General features: G+C 72.8%; 14 protein-coding genes and 1 tRNA gene. 7 read left to right on the top strand and 8 right to left on the bottom strand.

The window, feature by feature from the left end; genetic code table 11:
• Positions 1-9 precede the first annotated feature (9 nt).
• On the top strand, positions 10-426 hold the full coding sequence (locus tag ACSRUE_RS45205) for a YkgJ family cysteine cluster protein (RefSeq protein ID WP_437279621.1): 417 nt from the start codon (positions 10-12) through the stop codon (positions 424-426).
• A 34-nt stretch (positions 427-460) separates the two neighbouring features.
• Here the strand turns inward: ACSRUE_RS45205 and ACSRUE_RS45200 are convergent, their stop codons facing one another.
• From ACSRUE_RS45200 to ACSRUE_RS45180, 5 genes are all read right to left on the bottom strand, one after another.
• Positions 461-2119 (bottom strand): phytoene desaturase family protein, encoded by a 1659-nt coding sequence (locus tag ACSRUE_RS45200; protein ID WP_441288969.1) that lies wholly within the window; start codon positions 2117-2119, stop codon positions 461-463.
• A gap of 107 nt (positions 2120-2226) precedes the next feature.
• The gene (locus ACSRUE_RS45195) at positions 2227-2682 is read right to left on the bottom strand and encodes a hypothetical protein (RefSeq protein ID WP_441288968.1); all 456 of its coding nucleotides are present in this window, start codon (positions 2680-2682) and stop codon (positions 2227-2229) included.
• A 26-nt stretch (positions 2683-2708) separates the two neighbouring features.
• Positions 2709-3662: an MlaE family ABC transporter permease gene (locus ACSRUE_RS45190; RefSeq protein ID WP_437761690.1), complete on the bottom strand. Its 954-nt coding sequence runs from the start codon at positions 3660-3662 to the stop codon at positions 2709-2711.
• Positions 3659-4219, bottom strand: a complete 561-nt coding sequence (locus ACSRUE_RS45185) for a hypothetical protein (protein WP_437744113.1) — start codon at positions 4217-4219, stop codon at positions 3659-3661. Before ACSRUE_RS45185 ends, ACSRUE_RS45190 begins: the two co-directional genes overlap by 4 nt.
• A 153-nt stretch (positions 4220-4372) precedes the next feature.
• Positions 4373-5161 carry a rhomboid family intramembrane serine protease gene (locus tag ACSRUE_RS45180; RefSeq protein ID WP_441288967.1) on the bottom strand — a complete coding sequence of 263 codons (789 nt, stop codon included), beginning with the start codon at positions 5159-5161 and terminating at the stop codon, positions 4373-4375.
• Between the two features lie 63 nt (positions 5162-5224).
• Between ACSRUE_RS45180 and cysS the strand changes: the two genes are divergently transcribed.
• The 4 genes from cysS (at position 5225) to ACSRUE_RS45160 (ending at position 10684) form a co-directional block, all read left to right on the top strand.
• The gene (gene cysS, locus ACSRUE_RS45175; protein WP_437761687.1) at positions 5225-6796 is read left to right on the top strand and encodes a cysteine--tRNA ligase; all 1572 of its coding nucleotides are present in this window, start codon (positions 5225-5227) and stop codon (positions 6794-6796) included.
• Between the two features lie 158 nt (positions 6797-6954).
• A complete protein-coding gene (locus ACSRUE_RS45170; RefSeq protein WP_441288966.1) occupies positions 6955-7917 on the top strand; it encodes a DnaJ C-terminal domain-containing protein in 963 nt (320 codons plus the stop codon).
• 50 nt (positions 7918-7967) lie between these two features.
• Positions 7968-9035: an AgmX/PglI C-terminal domain-containing protein gene (locus ACSRUE_RS45165; RefSeq protein ID WP_441288965.1), complete on the top strand. Its 1068-nt coding sequence runs from the start codon at positions 7968-7970 to the stop codon at positions 9033-9035.
• 203 nt (positions 9036-9238) lie between these two features.
• Positions 9239-10684 carry a protein kinase domain-containing protein gene (locus tag ACSRUE_RS45160; protein ID WP_441288964.1) on the top strand — a complete coding sequence of 482 codons (1446 nt, stop codon included), beginning with the start codon at positions 9239-9241 and terminating at the stop codon, positions 10682-10684.
• Positions 10685-10744: 60 nt separating this feature from the next.
• On the opposite strand, the gene ACSRUE_RS45155 is transcribed toward ACSRUE_RS45160, so the two are convergent.
• Positions 10745-11947, bottom strand: a complete 1203-nt coding sequence (locus tag ACSRUE_RS45155) for a chorismate-binding protein (RefSeq protein ID WP_441288963.1) — start codon at positions 11945-11947, stop codon at positions 10745-10747.
• 77 nt (positions 11948-12024) lie between these two features.
• Between ACSRUE_RS45155 and ACSRUE_RS45150 the strand changes: the two genes are divergently transcribed.
• Positions 12025-12762 carry a TlpA family protein disulfide reductase gene (locus ACSRUE_RS45150; RefSeq protein WP_441288962.1) on the top strand — a complete coding sequence of 246 codons (738 nt, stop codon included), beginning with the start codon at positions 12025-12027 and terminating at the stop codon, positions 12760-12762.
• 73 nt (positions 12763-12835) lie between these two features.
• On the opposite strand, the gene ACSRUE_RS45145 is transcribed toward ACSRUE_RS45150, so the two are convergent.
• On the bottom strand, positions 12836-13444 hold the full coding sequence (locus ACSRUE_RS45145) for a response regulator (protein WP_012233257.1): 609 nt from the start codon (positions 13442-13444) through the stop codon (positions 12836-12838).
• A 458-nt stretch (positions 13445-13902) separates the two neighbouring features.
• Between ACSRUE_RS45145 and ACSRUE_RS45140 the strand changes: the two genes are divergently transcribed.
• Positions 13903-13976 (top strand) — tRNA-Pro (locus tag ACSRUE_RS45140).
• Between the two features lie 171 nt (positions 13977-14147).
• On the opposite strand, the gene ACSRUE_RS45135 is transcribed toward ACSRUE_RS45140, so the two are convergent.
• Positions 14148-16895: an ATP-binding protein gene (locus tag ACSRUE_RS45135; protein ID WP_441288961.1), complete on the bottom strand. Its 2748-nt coding sequence runs from the start codon at positions 16893-16895 to the stop codon at positions 14148-14150.
• Positions 16896-17149: the final 254 nt, after the last annotated feature.

Here is a 17149-nt window from a genome sequence, read left to right as displayed (position 1 = left end):
CCACGATCCATGACGACGACCCTCAAGGCCAAGCCCCGTGTCTCTTACGATTGCTCGAAGTGCCCGGCCTACTGCTGCTCCATCTACGAGCGGGTCGAGGTCACGCCGCGCGACCTGCGCCGGCTCGCCCGCCATTTCGGCCTCACGCTCGAGGCCGCCGAGGCGCGCTTCACGAAGCGCTACAACGACGAGCGCATCCTCCGGCGGCAGTCGGATCCGGTGCTCGGCCGGGTCTGCCGCTTCCTCGATCTCACCACCCGCGGCTGCACCATCTACGAGGCCCGGCCCGAGGTCTGCCGCGATTACCCGGGCAGGCCGCGGTGCGGCTATTACGACGTGCTCCAGTTCGAGCGGGAGACACAGGACGATCCCGACGTGATGCCGCTCGTGCAGATCACGTTCCGGTCCAGGACGCCGGCCGGTTAGCGCTCGACAGGGCGGCAGCGCGGCTCACGTCCCCTCACGTCCACTCGGGCACCTCGTCGCCCGTGTCCGCCTGCGCCGCCGCGCTCGCCATCCTCCGCTCCTGCAGCCACTCCTCCGGCCGATCGGCGGGGTAGGTCCGCAGCGAGCCGTCGGCCGGCCCGAGCAGATCCTCCGCGCGCGCCGCGCCCGTGATCCGCTGCGCGGCCATGAGGCCTGACATCGCGGCGCCTGCCACCCCGTGGCTCAGCGTGCTGGCCCCGCACTGGTACAGCCCCGGGATCCTCGTCCCGATGGAGAACGACAGCGGGCCGAGCTGCCACCTCGTCTTGGCGGTGCCGTAGGCGGCGCCGCGGTACGTGGCGCAGTAGAAGTCGTTGGTCAGCGGCGTCGCCACCGAGCGGAACACGAGCGCGCGCGAGATGCCCGGGATGACGTTCTCCGCCGCCGCGATCATCTGATCTCCGATCGACTCCTTGAACGCCTCGTAGTGCGCCCCTCGCTCGCCCGTGCGGGTCTTTTCCCAGCGCGTGAAGGGGCCGTGGGGCACGAACGTGAACATCTCGATCGTGTGGTGGTTGCCCCGGGTCGGGTGCCCCGGGTCCTTCAGCGTCGTGATGGTCAGGAACAGCCCGTCCACCGCCCCGCACGGCAGCTGGTGCTCCATGCGCTCGTAGAGGCGCCCCACGTCCCGCCCGCGGTACCACCAGTAGTTGCCCGAGTCGTAACCCATCGACCGGAGGTCCATGTCCACCGCGCAGAACACGCTGAGCAGGCTGACCGAGTACTCCATCCGCTGGACCTTGCGGCGCTCCCGGGCGGTCAGCTCGGGCGGCAGCAGCTCTCCATAGGTGATCGCCGGGTCCGCGTTCGAGACGACGCTCGCCGCGCGCAGGACCTCTCCCCCTTCCAGCTCGACGCCGGCCGCTCTCCCTCGCTCGACGAGGATCCGCTTCACCCGCGCGCGCGTCCGCACCTGCCCGCCGAGCCGGCGAAGGGCCCTGATCATCGCGAGCGGGATGCGCTTCGCGCCCCCGCGCGGGTAGTACCCGCCATCCATGTAATGGCAGACGATGCCCGCGTGGACCGGCAGCGCCACGCGCGACGGCGACAGCCCGTGATCGCCCCCCTGCGCCGACAGGAACGCGCGCAGCAGGGGATCGCGGATCGTCGCGTCCAGCAGATCCTCCTGGGTGCGGAGGCCCCAGCGCACGAGGCTCGGCGCCTTGAACGGCGCGAGCAGCACCCTCGGGAACTCGAGCATCGCCTCGAGCCGCCCGAGATCGTCGTTGACCGCTCGCAGGACACGGAAGTACCGCGCTATCCCCGCGGCCTCGTGCGGGAACCGCGCCGTGAGCCGGGCGATGAGCCGATCGAGGCCCTTGGGCACGTCGAGCCGCTCGTCGCCGATGATCAGGTGATCGAGCCCGTCCGGGTTGAGCTCGCAGAACTCGAGATCTCCCGAGAGCCCGAGCCCCTCGTAGAGCCGCCGCACGGCGCCCCCCGGGCCGAGCCCGCCGATATAATGGACTCCCGGGCTGAACAGGTACCCGTTCAACGAGAAGCTGTGTGTCCACCCGCCGGGCAGGTAGTGCTGCTCGACGACGAGCACCTTCTGTCCCGCGCGCGCCAGCGCGAGCGCCGCGGTGAGCCCGCCGGCGCCCGATCCGATCACGACGGTATCCGCGTGTCGCATGACGCTACCCCCCGGACTACGATGCTCCAGGGACGTGGCCGGCTGCGCGCTTGTGCCCTCGATGGCCCCGCGTCTTGCCCGTCGCTTCCCCGTCGCTTCCCCGTCGCTTACCCGCCGTCTCGCTTGCCGGCGTCGGGCGGCGCGCCGGCGTCGGGCGGCACCCTGTCCGCCTTCTCCATGTTCATGAGCGGCAGCGGGCAGACGACGGGCACGGCGCGCGCGGGGGTCTGCGCCGACTCGCGGAGGCAAGTCTTGCCGGTCAGGCGGAGGCGCTCGCCCACCTCGAGGTCGGCCGGGCACACGACCGCCTGGGACGCGGAGACGAGATCCCCGTCGATCCAGAAGATCTCGCACCCGTCGTCCGTCCGGCGGAGGTGGTAGTGCCGCGTCGGCCGCCGCGGCGCCGGCGTGCCCTCCGGGAGCGCGGCGCCGCCGTCGCTCGCCTCCGCGACCCCGCCCTCCCTCCCGGCGTCCCCCTGGCACGCGGTCACCCCGAACGGCACCCCGAACAGCAGCACCGGCAGGAGCCCGGCCAGCGTTCGCTGCGACGTCGGCGGCGGCATCTGGGCGCCTCCCGGACCGCCCCTGCTCACCGGGTCGGGAAGAGCAGGATGGACATCTTGGTCAGGAAGAAGTCGGCGATCAGGATGGTGATCGACGTCACCACCACCGTGCGCGTTGTCGCCTGGCCGACGCCCTCCGTTCCGCCCCGCGTGATCAGCCCGAAGTGGCACCCGACGAGCGCGATGATCGCCCCGAAGAAGGGCGTCTTGTACATCCCGCTGAAGTAATCCATGAACGTGACCGAGCCGAGCGCCGTCCGGAGGAAGAAGCCGGCGGGGATGCCGAACTCGGTCGCGCAGACCAGCATCGCCCCGCCGAAGCCCAGCACGAGCGCGAACGCGCCGAGCACGGGCATCACCACGACGCTCGCGAGCAGCCGCGGCAAGACGAGCTTCTTCAGCGGGCTGGCGCCGAGGGCGCGGATCGCGTCGATCTGCTCGGTGACGGCCATCGACCCGACCTCGGCCGCGATGCCGGCGCCGATGCGGCCGCCGACGATCACCGCCGTCAGCGTCGGCGCCAGCTCGCGCGAGAACGACAGGCCGATGATGCGGCCCGTGTACTCCATGCCGCCGAACTTCTGCAGGCCGATGGCGAACTGCACCGCCATGACCATCCCGACGAAGAGCGCCGTCACCGACGCGATGGCGGCCGAGCGGACGCCGAGCGCCTCCATCTGATAGAGGGTCGAGCGGATCTCGAGCGGCCGCTCGAAGATCGACCTCAGCGCCCCCCAGGTCATCCGCCCGAACTGCCCGAGGTGCTCGACGAACCCGACCGCGCTCTCGTTGAGCCGGGCGAGGGGCGGGGGGAGCGGCGGAGGGGGCAGGCTGTTCGGCGCCAGGCTCTGCGGGGGCACGCTGTTCGGCTGCGGGCTCTGCGGGGGCACGCTGGTGGAGCCCCCGCCGGAGGAGGCGGCCGGCGGGCCGTTCGAGGCGGGCGGCGGCGCTGCCACGCGCCGTTTGCGATCAGTCGTCATCGGTCATCGGTGCGCAGGGTCGAGAAGCCGCGGACCATCCGCGTGAACGCCGGCTCGCTGGCGGCGTAGCCGGCGGGATCGGCGATGAGGAGCATGTCGTACACGCAGCCGTTCTTCTTGAGCACCCAGATGTCGAACACCTTCGGCACCCCGTCGAGCTTCGCCGACATGACGGTGTGCATCGCCTCGCGGCCGTCGAACGGCACGACCTCCTGCTTCAGCACCTCGCGCTCGGTGAAGTGCAGGAAGAGGTGGTTGGTCAGCGAGACGAGCGGGATGTCCTCCTCGTTCCGGCAGCGCCCGTTGAGGGCGATGGTCGCCCCGTTCGCGTCGTCGCGGTACGCCACCGCCGCGTCCGACACCTCGAGCCGCTTCCAGCTCGCCGGCGCCGGGGGCACGCGGAACGCCACGTCCGTGCCGCGGTAGACCGTTCCGTCGAACGACGACCCTCCGCAGCCGGCGAGCGCGATCGCGACGGCGAGCAGCCAGGCTCGGGGGTGCGCTGCCTCGGCCGCAGAACCCGCGGCGGTGAGGCGCCTTCGAAGGGGTCGTCGCATCGCTGCGGGCCGACGCTATCACGCTTTTGCATCCTGGGCGAACCGCGAGCCGCCTGGCCGTTCCGGCGAGATCCTTCGGATCCCACCGGCCTTTTCGCCGCGCGCCGCGTACGGAACGCCGCACCTCGGGTCGCTCCTGACCCCGCCTCGCCGTCACCAGGAGTCTCGCCGCCGCGGCGCGTCCCATGGCGCGGCGCCCCGTCCGCGGCGCGCAGCGGGGCGCCGGGGGGACGGGCGAAAGTGCTGCCAGCGCTCGTGCTCGCGCCGGTCGCGCCCTGTCATGAAGGCGCGGACGAGGAAGAGCCCGGCGACGAACCCCCCGAGGTGCGCGAAGAACGCGACGCCGCCGCCGCTCACGCCGCCGATGGAGCCGAGCCCGTTCAGCAGGTTCACCACGAAGTACGCGAGGATGACCAGCCACGCCGGGAACTCCAGGAACAGCCCGAAGATGAACCACAGGAGGAAGATCGGGTTCAGCACCGTGATCGGCGATCGCGGGTAGAGCGACGCGTACGCGGCCAGCACGCCCGAGATCGCGCCCGAGGCGCCCACCATGGGGATCATCGAGCCGGGATCGATGACGATCTGCGCGCCCGCGGCGGCGATCCCGGACAGCACATAGAACGCCGCGTAGCGGGCCCTGCCCAGCGCGTCTTCGACGTTGTCGCCGAAGATCCAGAGGAACAGCATGTTCCCGCCGAGGTGGGCCCACCCCGTCGGATCGTGCAGGAACATGCTGCTGAAGACCGTCCACCACGCGTCGCCCGGCGCTTCCAGGAACTGCCGGGGGACGAGGCCCCACGCCGAGAGCAGCCGGTCGGGCGGGAACCCGGCCGTGATCAGCGATCGCATCCAGAAGAAGCCGAGGATGTTGAGCGCGATCAGCAGGTAGTTGACGATCGGCGTCCTTCGGGTGGGCAGTTGGTCACGGAGGGGCAGCATCGGGATCACCTTAAGCACGCGGGCCCGTGACAGCATCCGCCCGCCTTGATAGACCCCCGGCCGATGCCCGCCTTGCGCCTCCACGACACGCTGACCCAGAAGCTCGCCCCGCTCGCCCCACGGCGGCCTGGCGAGGTCCGCATGTACTGCTGCGGCCCGACGACCTACGACGTCGCGCACGTGGGGCACGGCCGCGCCGCGCTCGCCCCGGATATCCTCGTCCGCCACCTGAGGGCGCGCGGCCTCCGCGTCGTCTACGTTCGAAACGTCACGGACGTCGACGACAAGATCCTGCAGCGGTCGGCCGAGTCCGGCGAGCCGCCCATGGACCTGTCGGCGCGGATGGCTCGCCTGTACCAGGAGGACGTCGCCGCCCTCGGCTGTCTGGCGCCCGACGTCGAGCCGAAGGTCTCGGAGCACATCCCGGAGGTCATCGCCCTCGTCGAGCGGCTGATCGAGCGAGGCGCGGCCTATGTCGTCGAGCGGCCCGGCGACGTTCGCGACGTGTATTACTCCGTTCGCAGCTTCCCCTCCTACGGCAAGCTCTCGAAGCGCAACCTCGACGAGCTGCGGGTCGGCGCGCGCGTCGGTCCGTGCGAGGACAAGCGCGATCCGCTCGACTTCGCGCTCTGGAAGGGGGTCGCCCCCGGCGGGTGGGGCTGGGACAGCCCGTGGGGCAAGGGGCGCCCCGGGTGGCACATCGAGTGCTCTGCCATGGCGTGCCGCTACCTCGGGGCCGGCTTCGACGTCCACTGCGGCGGCATGGATCTCGTCTTTCCCCATCACGAGAACGAGATCGCCCAGAGCGAGGCCGCCCACCCGGACGACGCGCCGCTCGCCTCGATCTGGATCCACAACGGCTTCGTCAACGTCGACAAGGAGAAGATGGCGAAGTCGCTCGGCAACTTCGTCAAGCTCCGCGACGTCTACGCGCGCAACGACCCGGAGGCGCTCCGCTACTTCCTGCTCACGGTCCACTACCGGGGCCCGCTCGAGTTCGACACCCACAAGCGCGACGACGGCCGGGTCGTGTTCCCCGGCGTGGTCGAGGCCGAGCGCCGCGTCGACTACCTGTACGCGACGCTCGATCGACTGTCCGCGCTCTCCGCGCTCGCCGGCCCGCCCGCCGCCGGCGAGGGGGAAGCGCCGGAGCTGCCGGCGCGGCTCCCGAAGGGGTTCGCGGCGCTCGCCGCGCTCGCGGACGGCGCGCCGGGCCGCGCCGCCGCCGCGCTCGACGACGACCTCAACACCCCCGTCGTGCTCTCGATCATCGCCGAGGTCGCCAAGGCCGCCAACGAGCTCGCCGACGCCGCCCAGCGGCGGGGGAAGGACCAGGACGTCGCCCGCGCCGCCCCGCCGCTCGCGCGCCGCCTCCACGCGGCCCTGCGGTCCTCGCTCGACGCCCTCGGCCTGCTGCAGACGCCGTCTCCGGTCTACCAGGCCCGCACGCAGGAGCAGCGCCTCGGGCTCCTCGGCACGACCCGGCAGGCGATCGAGGCGAAGCTCGCCGAGCGCGCCGCGGCGCGCGCCGCGAAGGACTTCGCGCGGGGCGACGCCCTCCGGAAGGAGCTCGAGCGCGACGGCATCGAGGTTGCCGACTCTCCCACCGGTACGACATTCCGGGTGAGCGCCTGAGGCGCGCCGCGCCGCGCGCGTTCCACCGCTGGCGCTCGCGCAGGCGGCTGCGCCCAGTGGACGAGGACCGGCGGCAGATCTAGGTTTCGGCCCGATGAAGGCCCGCAGCGGTCCGCGCGCCTCGCACCTCCCGCGGACCAGAACGATGACGGACGACCATGGCTCGTGATCTCTACTCCGTGCTCGGCGTCTCGCGCGACGCGGACGAGGACAGCATCAAGAAGGCGTTCCGCAAGCTCGCGATGAAGTACCACCCGGACAAGAGCCCGGGGAAGGCCAACGAGCAGAGGTTCAAGGAGATCAACCAGGCTCACGAGGTGCTGAGCGACAAGACGAAGCGCGCGCTCTACGACGAGTTCGGCGAGGAGAGCCTCTCGCAGAACTTCGATCCCGAGCGCGCCCGCGCCTACCGCCGCTACGCGAACGCGCGGGCCGGCGGCGGGGGCCGCGGCCCCGGCGGCTTCGACGTCCAGGAGATCTTCGGCAACGCCCCCGGCGGGGGCGATCTCAGCGACATCCTCGGCGATCTCTTTGGCCGTGGCCGCGCCGGCGCCGGCGCGGGCCGCCGCCCGCAGCCGGCGCGCGGCCGCGGCGGCGACATCGAGCAGAACCTCACCATCGATTTCGTGTCGGCGGTGCGCGGCACGACGCTCCAGCTCCAGCGCGAGGGCGATCCCGAGCCGGTCACGGTGCGCGTCCCGCCCGGGGCCGCCGAGGGCAGCCGCCTGCGCATCCGCGGCCAGGGCGCGCCGGGCATGGGCGGCGGCGAGCCCGGCGATCTGCTGCTCAACATCCACGTCACGCCGCACCCGTTCTTCAAGCGCGAGGGCGACGACCTCCACCTCGACGTCCCCGTCACCCTGGGAGAAGCCTACCGGGGCGAGAAGATCCGCGTCCCCACGCCCGACGGCGAGGTGACGCTCAAGATCCCGGCGCGCACCCAGACCGGCCAGGTGATGCGGCTGCGCGGCAAGGGCATCGCCCGCAAGTCGAAGGAGCCCGGGGATCTCTACGTGAAGTTCGTGGTGCACGTCCCCACCGTCGACGACCCCGAGGTCGCGAAGGCGATCGACGCGCTCGACGGCAAGGTGGAGGCGCCGCGCGGCGATCTCCGGTTCTGAGCGCGGCCTCCCGGCGCGGCGCGGGCCGCGCGCGCGGTCCGCTCCTCGCCGTGGCCCTCGCGCTCGCCGCGTGCGCCTCGCCGGCGCCGCCGCGCCCGGCCCCGCGCGCCGCCGGCCTCTCCGCCCCGGCCGCCGGTCCGCCCAGGCGGGTGGGCGCCCTCGCGCCGGCCGCCTCCTCCGCCGAGCCGCGCGCCCCGGCCGCGCCTCCGGCGGCCTCGCCTGCGGCGCCGGGCGCCTCCCTCGGGGACCCGTCCGCGGCGGCCGTCGAGGGCGACGCGCGCGGCGCCTCGCAGGGGCCCTCGATCGCGATCGATCCGCCCTACAAGCTCGGCCGCCACCTCGTCCCTCGCGGCCAGGCCGAGGCGGCGGAGCAGCGTCGCTGGAACGCCGGGGGCAGGGGGGATCCCCCCGCGCCGCCGCCTCCGGCCGAGGGGCACCCGCTGCCGAGGATCATCGTGGACATCGACCACGTGAAGGGTCCGCTCAAGGCGAGCGAGGTGCAGCGCATCGCCCGGCGGCACCTCTGGATCCACGTCTACTCGTGCTACCGCCTGCGCGCGTACCGGGACCCGACGCTGCACGGCAAGACCACGGTGCGGCTCACGGTGAGCCGCGCCGGCAAGGTCACGGGGGCGCGCGCCACCTCGTCCACGCTCTCCGCGCCGGACGTCGTCTCGTGCCTCGCCGCGCGCGCGCGGTCGCTCCCGCTCCCCGGGGCCAAGGCCGGCTCGACGGTCGTGGCCACGCTGCAGGTCTATCCGGGCGACGAGCCGGTCGAGCCTCCGCCGTCCGTCCTCGCTCCTGGCCCGGGCGAGCTCCAGCCGGACGCGATCTCCGCGGCCCTGGCCGAGGCCTTGCCCGCGTGGCGTAGCTGCTACGAAGAGGCCCTCGCGGGCGCGCCGGCGCTCTGGGGCCGCCTCGCGATCCGCTTCCACGTGACCGACAGCGGCGCCGTCGACGAGGCCTTCGAGGCCGAGTCGCGCTTCCCGGACGAACGGCTCACCCGCTGCGTGCTCCGGCGCGCGCGAGCGCTCACGTTCCCGGCGCCGGAGGGCGGCGACCTGCGCTTCGTCGCACCGCTCCGGTTTTCGCCGGATCCGCGGCCCTCGGAGCCCTAGGGCCGGGTTCGGTCCGCCCCAACCGGGACGGGCTCCTTAGTGCTCCGCGACACGCCTCGCCCCTTCCCGCACGCGGCGTGCGGTGCGAACGCTCCCGCCGCCCGCACGGTCGCACAGGCAAACCGCGCGGCGATCCGCAACGCCAAATTGCGCCGCATGGCGTATGTGCAACTTTACGGTGGGGGAGGAGGCTCAGGTAACCCATGGATATCTCACCGGGCACCATCGTTGGGGGGAAGTATCTGCTGGAGAGGCAGCTCGCGCGTCCGTTCGCACGGATCGCGCGCGACCGCGGCTCTGTCTGGGCCGCGCGCGAGCTCCGGCTGGGCGTTCGCGTCGCCCTGAAGCTCTTCGACCCCGACGCCGGCGCCACGGGGGAGATCCTCTGGCTCGACCGCTGGGTCCGCGCCGCCGCCGAGCTCTCGTCGCGGCACGTCGTGAGCGTGCGCGATCACGGCACCGAGGACGGCGTGGTCTACCTGGCGATGGACCTGCTCTCCGGCGAGGATCTCGCGGCGCGCCTCGTCCGGCGCGGCCGGCTCTCGCTGGACGAGGCCGCGCGCGTCGCGGCGCAGGCCGGCGACGCCCTGCAGGCCGCCCACGCGGCGGGCCTCCTTCACCAGGGCCTCCGGCCGGAGAGCCTCTTCCTCGCGCTGGAGGGCGACGAGGAGGTCGTGAAGGTGCTCGACTTCGGCCTCCCGAGGGCGGTCGCGCCCCGGCTCGTCGGCGAGATCGCGGCGGAGATCAGCGCGGGCGCGCTCCACTACCTCAGCCCGGAACAGATCCGGGCGGAGCGGACCCTCGACGCGCAGACCGATCTCTGGTCGCTGGCCGCGATCCTGTTTCGCGCGGTGACCGGTCACCTCCCGTTCCCCGGCGACGTCGCCAGCGTCGTCGCCTCGAAGATCCTGCTCGCGCCGGTGCCCATCGCGACGCGGCTCGCGCCGAGGCTGCCTGCCGCTCTGGACGGCTTCTTCGAGAAGGCGTTCGCGCGCGACCGGGCCCGGCGCTTCCGCTCGGTGGAGGAGATGGTGTCGTCGCTCGCTCGCATCGCGGAGCACGCGCCGCCGCCCTCCTCGGGTCTCCAGCGCCCACCCCTGTCGGCGCGCGCTTCCGGGGTCGCCTCGGTGCGGGCGCCGGTCGCGGCGTTCGCGCAGGGGAGCGCGGCGGCCCCTCGCGCCGTCGTGCAGCCGGAGGCCGGCTCCGAGCCGCCGCCCGCGAGCCGCACGACGCCGCCGGACACGCTGCTCGGCGCGGAGAGCGCCGGCGTGCCGCGCGGGCTCGCGTCGCCCGCGCGCCTGGGCTGGCTCCTCCCCGCCGGCCTCGTCGCGCTGATGGGCGTCGCGACGTTCGTGACGCTCACGCGGCCCGAGCGCCCGAGGCCTGCGATGGCCGCGACCGGCGCCAGGGCGGCCGTGCTCACGGCGGTGCTCGCCGCCGGCAAGGCCCGGGCGGCGCGCGCCGCCGCGCGCGAGGCGATCGCCTCGCCGCCGGCTCGGCCGGCGCCTCCCGAGCCTCCTCCGAGCGGCGCCCGCGCGGCGGCGACCGCGCCCCAGGCCGCCGCTTCGTCGCGCCTCGCGCGGCCAGGCACCGCCACGGGGGCCGCCCCCACGGGCGCGCGCGCGCGCCAGAACCAGCTGCGCGACTGAGCGCTGCGCGCTACGCGCTCCGGATCGCGTCGTCGTCTGCGGCCTTACTCGTCTGCGGCCTTACTCGCCTGCGGCCTTCTCGTCTGCGGCCCTCTTCTCCGCGGCCGCGTCGCTCGCCTTGCGCGCCTCCTGCGCCGCGCGGATCGCCGACAGCGCCGCGCGCGCGTCGCCGCGCGTCCGTTCCGACGCCGCGCGCGGGTCGCTCCCGTCCCCGATGCGCGCGCCGGTCATCGTCTCGAAGTACCCCGACTCGACCCAGACGGCGCCGAGCGTGTGCGCCATCTCCGCGCCCTCGGGCCCGAAGTACCCGACCGAGCCGCCGTAGATGTGGCGCGGGCCGACCTCGAGGCGGCGGCTGACGCCGCTCGCGCGCGCCGCCGGCGCGCCGACAGCGCTGCCGCGCGCGAAGGCGGCGCGCAGCGCCTCGACGGGCGACGCGTCGCCCGCGCTCGGCCCCGCCGACGGAGCGCGCTCGACGCGGACGAGCGTCTCGCCCGACGCGCCTGCCACGGTGAGCCCCGGCGCGAACGGCGATTCCGCGAAGTCGAGGAAGTAGAGGTGGGCCGACGGCGCGAGCACCCGCAGCGCCCGGTACACGTCGAACGGATCCGCGCCGCGCAGCGGGGCCCGGAACCTGCGGGCGAGCACGACCTCCTTCGCCTCGCCGGCCGCGACGCGCTCGCGCGCGGCCGCCACCTTCGCGGTGAAGTCCTCGTCGGCCACCGGCGTCTCGACGTGCTCTGGCAGCGCCTGCGGATCGAGCGCGGGGAGGCTCATCTGCTCTGGCCCGTGCGACAGCTCCCAGGCGCATCGGCTCACGGCGCCCTGCGACTGGCCGGCGATCGTCATGGTCTGCGCCACGCTGTCGAACACGACGACGGTCGCGTCCTTCATGATCCGCCCGAGGTAGGCCTCGTCGGGCCACGGCTCGACGCCCAGGAGCAGGTGCACCGCATCGTAGGCGAGGAAGCCGACCCAGGCCTGACAGACGCGGGCCGCCAGGTCACGCGCCGTGTCCTGTGCGTCCGGCGCCTCTCGAGCCGAGGCGTGCGCGAGCCCGTCCGCGAGCGTCGCGAACGGGTCGAACCCGCTCGGGAGGAGGCTCTCGGCGCGCGCCCTGTAGCCGAGGATCGCGTAGCGGCCCCAGCGCTCGCCGGGCAGGGCGGACTCGAGCATGAACGACGATCGGCCCGGCGACTGGGCGCGGAGCGCGGCGTAGGCGCGGACCGGCGTGACGTGATCGGCCGGCAGGGTACGGGTCACCACGGGGCTCATCGCGGCCCAGCCTACACGACGTTGCATCGCGCGGCGAAGGCGGGCAAGGTACCTGGAAGGACGCGGTGCGAAGCGCGAACGCCCTCTCCTCGGCCCTCGGTTTGACTGCCTGCGGCGGCTGGCTGACTGCCTGCGGCGGCTGGCTGGTGGCCTTCTGCGGCTGGCTGGCTGCCTGCGGCGGCGCGCAGCCCGTCCCGGAGGGCGCGCGCACCACGGTCGTCTCGCTGCGGAAGATCGACTGCGAGGCGTGCGGCGCCGAGCTCGTCGCGGATCTCCGCGAGCGCCCGGGCGTCTATTCGGCCGCCTTCGACAGGCGCCGCGCCGAGATCTCCGTCACCGCCTCGCGGTCGTTCGACGTCGCGGGGACCGTGAAGCGGCTCGCCGCCGACGAGGGGTTCGAGGCGGTGCTCGGCGCCGGCCAGGGGCAGTACCTCGGCTGGGCGACGTTCCCCGAGGGCGCGGATGCCCGGACGATCGAGGACGGCGGCGCGGACATCCCCGACCTCGGCGCGCAGATCGTCCCCGGCAAGGTCACGGTCATCGACTTCGTGGCGGCCTGGTGCCTGCCCTGCCGCAAGCTGGACGCGCACATGGTCACGGTGCTCGCGGCCCGCAAGGACGTCGCGTACCGCAAGCTCGACATCGTCGACTGGGACAGCCCGCTCGCCCGGCGGTACCTGAAGCAGGTCTCGAAGCTGCCGTACGTGATCGTCTTCGACACGTCGGGCGCGCGGGTGGAGGCGATCGCCGGCCTCGCGCCCGACGAGCTCGACGCAGCGATCGAGCGCGGCGCGCGGCGCTGAGCCGGCGCCGGCCCGGGCGCGCGCGTCCACACTGCGCGCGTGGCGGGCCAGGCGTCGCCGCTCGGCGAGCGGATCAGTAGTGGCCGAAGAGGTCCTGGATGCGCGACTCGAGCGCGACCGCGATCTTGTAGAGCGACGAGATGGACGCCGACGACTCGGCGCGCTCGATCTGCGACAGCAGCGACACGCTGAGCCCCGTGCGGCGCGCCATCTGCTTCAGCGTGAGGTCCTTGTCCTTGCGGAGGTTCCTGATCGTGTCGCCGATGACGCGGTGGAGCTGCTCCTCGGGCGTGCGCGCGAGGCCCTTCTTGCGCATGACGCGGGCGAGCACCTCGCGGAACTCGTCCACGTTGAACGGCTTCTTGATGTAGTCGACCGCGTCGAGCTTCATAGACGCGACGGCGCTCTCGAGGTTGGGGAAGCCGGTGAAGATGACGACGGCGATGTCGTTGTCGACCTTGCGGATGCGCTTGAGCACCTCGATGCCGTCGAGCTTCGGCATCATCAGGTCGAGGATGATGAGGTGGTAGCCGCCCGTGCGCACCTCTTCCTCCACGGTCGTGGGGTCGCCCAGCGTCTTGACCTGGTACCCGTCGCGCTCGAGCAGCGTCTGCATGTAGTCACAGATCGCGCGGTCGTCGTCGACGATCAGAATGCGTACAGCGGGAAGCTCAATTGCCACCTGTTCCTCCTCTCACGTCACGACCGCCGGAGCCGGCCGGTCGCCCTGGTCCGTTCTGGAAGGGGCCGCCCGTGCGGTCCCCTGCTCAAGTTGCGCGAGCAGGGTGCGAGGCTCTCACCGGCGCACCAGGCGCCTCGCTCTCTGCTTCCTTTCGGCAACATCGGGATTCCAGTGACACTTTAACACGGCCTGAGCAAGTCAGGACGGGACATTTTTCTTGCGCTCCCACGATTCTTGGCTTCGTGAAACGTCCGGGGCGCCGGGGACGGCCCCGAAGTGAGCGAATTCTTGCCGCTTTTTGTCATCTGGCTGTCCTGCGGCGCGCGGGCGCTCCCGGGGACGCCGTGCGCGCCCGCGGTGCGGCCGTGGAGCCCTGATCATTTCGTCTTGACAAGAGGCTCGCTCTTGGCGATGTTGCGCGCCCGCTGTTCAGCGGGCGTTGCTCTTGGGGCAGCGAACGGGGCGTAGCGCAGCCTGGTAGCGCACTCGGTTCGGGACCGAGGAGTCGGAGGTTCAAATCCTCTCGCCCCGACTCAGTTCATCTGGGGTTTCACGAAGGGCGGCCTGAGGGTCGCCCTTCGTCGTTTGGGCGTGCCGGCGGGACGACGGGGAGCGGGGGGCCTCCCTGGTCGTGGGCGTCCTCACGGACGTCTGGCCGTTTACGTCCACGACCACGATCCCGTTGACGTGGTCGGCTGCGGTACTACCCCGTGCGGCCCGCCAGGTTGGCGATCACGGCCGCGAGCTCCGACGCCTCGATCGGCTTGGGCACGTGCGACTGGAAGCCGGCCAGCAGCGCGCGGGTCCGGTCCTGGGCGCTCGCGTACGCGGTCAGCGCCGCGGCGGGGATGCGCCCTCCCTGCTCGGGGCTCTGCGCGCGCAGGCGCCGGATCAGGCTGTAGCCGTCCTCCCCGGGCATCCCGAGATCGCTCAGGATCACGTCGGGCTTCTCGCGCTCGATCGCGGACAGCGCCTCGTCGACCGTCGCGACCGCGGTGATGCTCGCCCCCTTGCGCTCCAGCACCGTGGTCACGAGCTCCCGCGCGTCCGGCTCGTCGTCGACCATCAGCACCCGGACGCCCTGGAGCGTCGGCTCCAGCTCGTTGGACAGCGGGACCAGCCCGTCGGCCCGCCGGAGCGCCGCGATGGCGCCCCGGGGCGCGAGCGGGATGTCCACCGTGAACGTCGCGCCCTTGCCGTCCCCGGCGCTCTCCGCCTTCACGGTGCCGCCGTGGAGCTCGATGAGGTGGCGGGCGATCGCAAGGCCCAGCCCGAGCCCGCTGTGCGGCCGCGTGCTCGTGCTGTCGGCCTGGCGGAAGCGGTCGAACACGTACGGCAGGAACTCCGGCACGATGCCCTGGCCGGTGTCGCTCACCTGGATGCGGGCCAGGCCGTCGGCCTTGCCGAGCTGGATCGAGACCTTGCCGCCGCGCGGGGTGAACTTGATCGCGTTCGACAGGAGGTTCCACACCACCTGCTGCAGCCGCGTCTGGTCGCCCGAGATCGGCCCCGCGTTCGGGTCGAGCTGCACGAGCAGCTCGATCCCCTTCGCGTCCGCGCCGTGGCGGACCGCGTCGATGGCGGCGTTGATGATCGGCGGCAGGTCGACCAGCATCACGTCGAGCCGCAGCTTGCCGGTGATGATGCGGGAGGCGTCGAGGAGGTCCTCGACGAGCTGCGCCTGGAGCGTGCCGTTGCGCTCGATCGCCTCCAGCGCGCGGACGTGCGTGTCCGGCTTCAGCGAGCCCTGCCGCAGCATGCGCGCCCAGCCGAGGATCGCGGTGAGCGGGGTCCTGAGCTCGTGCGAGAGCGTCGCGAGGAACTCGTCCTTGGCGCGGTTGACCTGCTGCGACTCGCGGTAGAGCTGGGCGTTGTCGAGCGCGAGCGCGGCGAAGTTGCAGAGCTCCTCGGCGAGCGCGAGATCCTCGACGGTGTAGCGCCGGCTCGACTCGGTCGAGAGCAGCGTGATCGCCCCGCGCGTCCGGTCCCGGGCGCGCAGCGGCACGATCATCGCCGAGCGGACGCCGAGCTCCCGGAGCAGCGCGAGATACGCCGGGTCGTGCGCGCCGGACCAGCACTCGTTGCCGGGCTTCAGCGACGCGGCGCGCTGCCACGCCATGCCCTCGACCTCGGGGAGCAGGAGCGACTCGCCGCACCGGAGCACCGCGTGCACCGCGCGCGGCACCTCGGGATCCGTCGGGTAGCGGGCCGGGAGATCCCGCCCCAGCGCCTTCTTCGTCTCGCTCGCGTGCACGGCCGCGAGCCGGCCCAGCGAGCCGTCCGGCTCGACGATGTCCACCACCGTGGCGTCGGCGATGTGCGGCACCGCGAGGCGGGCCACGTTGGCCAGCGTGCTCTCGTAGTCGAGGCCCGACAGCGCGAGCTGCCGGCTCGCCTCGCCGATGAAGTAGCGCCGCTTGTCGGCGAGCCGCTTCTCGGTCACGTCGCGGAAGACCAGCACGAGCCCGACGAGCTCGCCCTCCTCGCTCCGGATCGGCGCGCCGTTCGAGTCGATCGCGAGCTCCGAGCCGTCCTTGCGCAGGAGCAGCGTGGTGTCGTCGAGCCCGATGATGCCGCCGTGGCGCAGCACCTCGGTGACGGGGTTGTCGAGGTCGTCGCGCGTCTGCTCGGAGATGATCCGGAAGACGTCGGACAGGCGGCGGTCCTTCGCCTCGTCGAGCGTCCAGCCGGTCAGCGTCTCGGCCACGGCGTTCATGAAGTCGATCCGCCCGGTGCCGTCGGTCGAGATCACCGCGTCGCCGATGCTCTTCAGGGTGGTCGAGAACTTGGTCTTGCTGACCCGGAGGTCCGCCTCGAGCTGCTTGAACTGGGTGATGTCGGCGAAGATGGACACCGCGCCGAGCATCTCGCCCTCCGGCGAGAAGAGCGGCGCGCAGCTGCCGAGCAGCATCCCGTGGGTGCCGTCGAAGCGCTGGAAGTGGATCTCCTCCGCGGGGACGGTCTCCCTGCGCGACAGGCACCGCGCCATCGACCAGTCGCCGCCCTCGAACGGCCGCCCGTCGGGGTGGAACGCGCGGTAGCGCCCCCAGCTCTCGACGTTCTCGGCGGTGGAGCTGCCGGCCCAGATCCGCTCGGAGGCGCGGTTCTGCAGGATCAGCTTGCCCTGGCTGTCGGAGACGATGATGCCGTGCGGGCTCTCGCTGAGGAGCGCGTCGAGGAGCCCGCGCTCGTGCTGGGTGATCACGCGAAGCCGCTCGACCTCGCGGCGCAGCGCCTCGACCTCCGTGTCGACCGGCGGCACCGACGCCGCGAGCGGCGTGAGCTCGAAGGCGGCGCTCGCGGTCGGATCGAGGCTCACGATCGCGCGGTCGATCTCCATGACCGTGGGGCCGATGAGCCGCCGCTGCTCCGTGGTCGTGGCCGCGTCGTACAGCAATGCCCGCGCCTGCGCGAGCGCCGCGACGATCGGCATGTCCGGGCGTTCGGGCATAGAGCTCAAGGGATCCCACGGCCGCAGGACGCGAACAAGATGCTACGTGCGCGACCTGACACGGAAATCGCGCCCGCGAACGTGAACTCCTCGCTGGACGGACTCATCCGGTGAGCCGGGGTACGCCTGCCTCGCTGGAGGGCGGACGAGGTGCACCCCGGCGGGGTCGGTTGTGCTGGTCGCGGTGGCCGCGTCGCGGTCGCGTCCGTTGCGTTGGTTGCGCTGGTCGCGCTGGTCGCGTTGATCGCGCTGGC

Origin of the sequence: Sorangium sp. KYC3313, from assembly GCF_052075895.1 — a bacterium.
GTDB classification, from domain to species: domain Bacteria; phylum Myxococcota_A; class Polyangia; order Polyangiales; family Polyangiaceae; genus Sorangium; species Sorangium cellulosum_B.
This window is presented reverse-complemented; position numbering and strand designations above follow the sequence as displayed.

Coding starts and splice junctions, on each gene's coding strand:
- ACSRUE_RS45205 (WP_437279621.1), top strand. CDS start 10: ATGACGACGACCCTCAAGGCCAAGCCCCGTGTCTCTTACGATTGCTCG.
- ACSRUE_RS45160 (WP_441288964.1), top strand. CDS start 9,239: ATGGATATCTCACCGGGCACCATCGTTGGGGGGAAGTATCTGCTGGAG.
- ACSRUE_RS45135 (WP_441288961.1), bottom strand. CDS start 16,895: ATGCCCGAACGCCCGGACATGCCGATCGTCGCGGCGCTCGCGCAGGCG.
- ACSRUE_RS45190 (WP_437761690.1), bottom strand. CDS start 3,662: ATGACGACTGATCGCAAACGGCGCGTGGCAGCGCCGCCGCCCGCCTCG.
- cysS (WP_437761687.1), top strand. CDS start 5,225: ATGCCCGCCTTGCGCCTCCACGACACGCTGACCCAGAAGCTCGCCCCG.
- ACSRUE_RS45185 (WP_437744113.1), bottom strand. CDS start 4,219: ATGCGACGACCCCTTCGAAGGCGCCTCACCGCCGCGGGTTCTGCGGCC.
- ACSRUE_RS45195 (WP_441288968.1), bottom strand. CDS start 2,682: ATGCCGCCGCCGACGTCGCAGCGAACGCTGGCCGGGCTCCTGCCGGTG.
- ACSRUE_RS45170 (WP_441288966.1), top strand. CDS start 6,955: ATGGCTCGTGATCTCTACTCCGTGCTCGGCGTCTCGCGCGACGCGGAC.
- ACSRUE_RS45180 (WP_441288967.1), bottom strand. CDS start 5,161: ATGCTGCCCCTCCGTGACCAACTGCCCACCCGAAGGACGCCGATCGTC.
- ACSRUE_RS45200 (WP_441288969.1), bottom strand. CDS start 2,119: ATGCGACACGCGGATACCGTCGTGATCGGATCGGGCGCCGGCGGGCTC.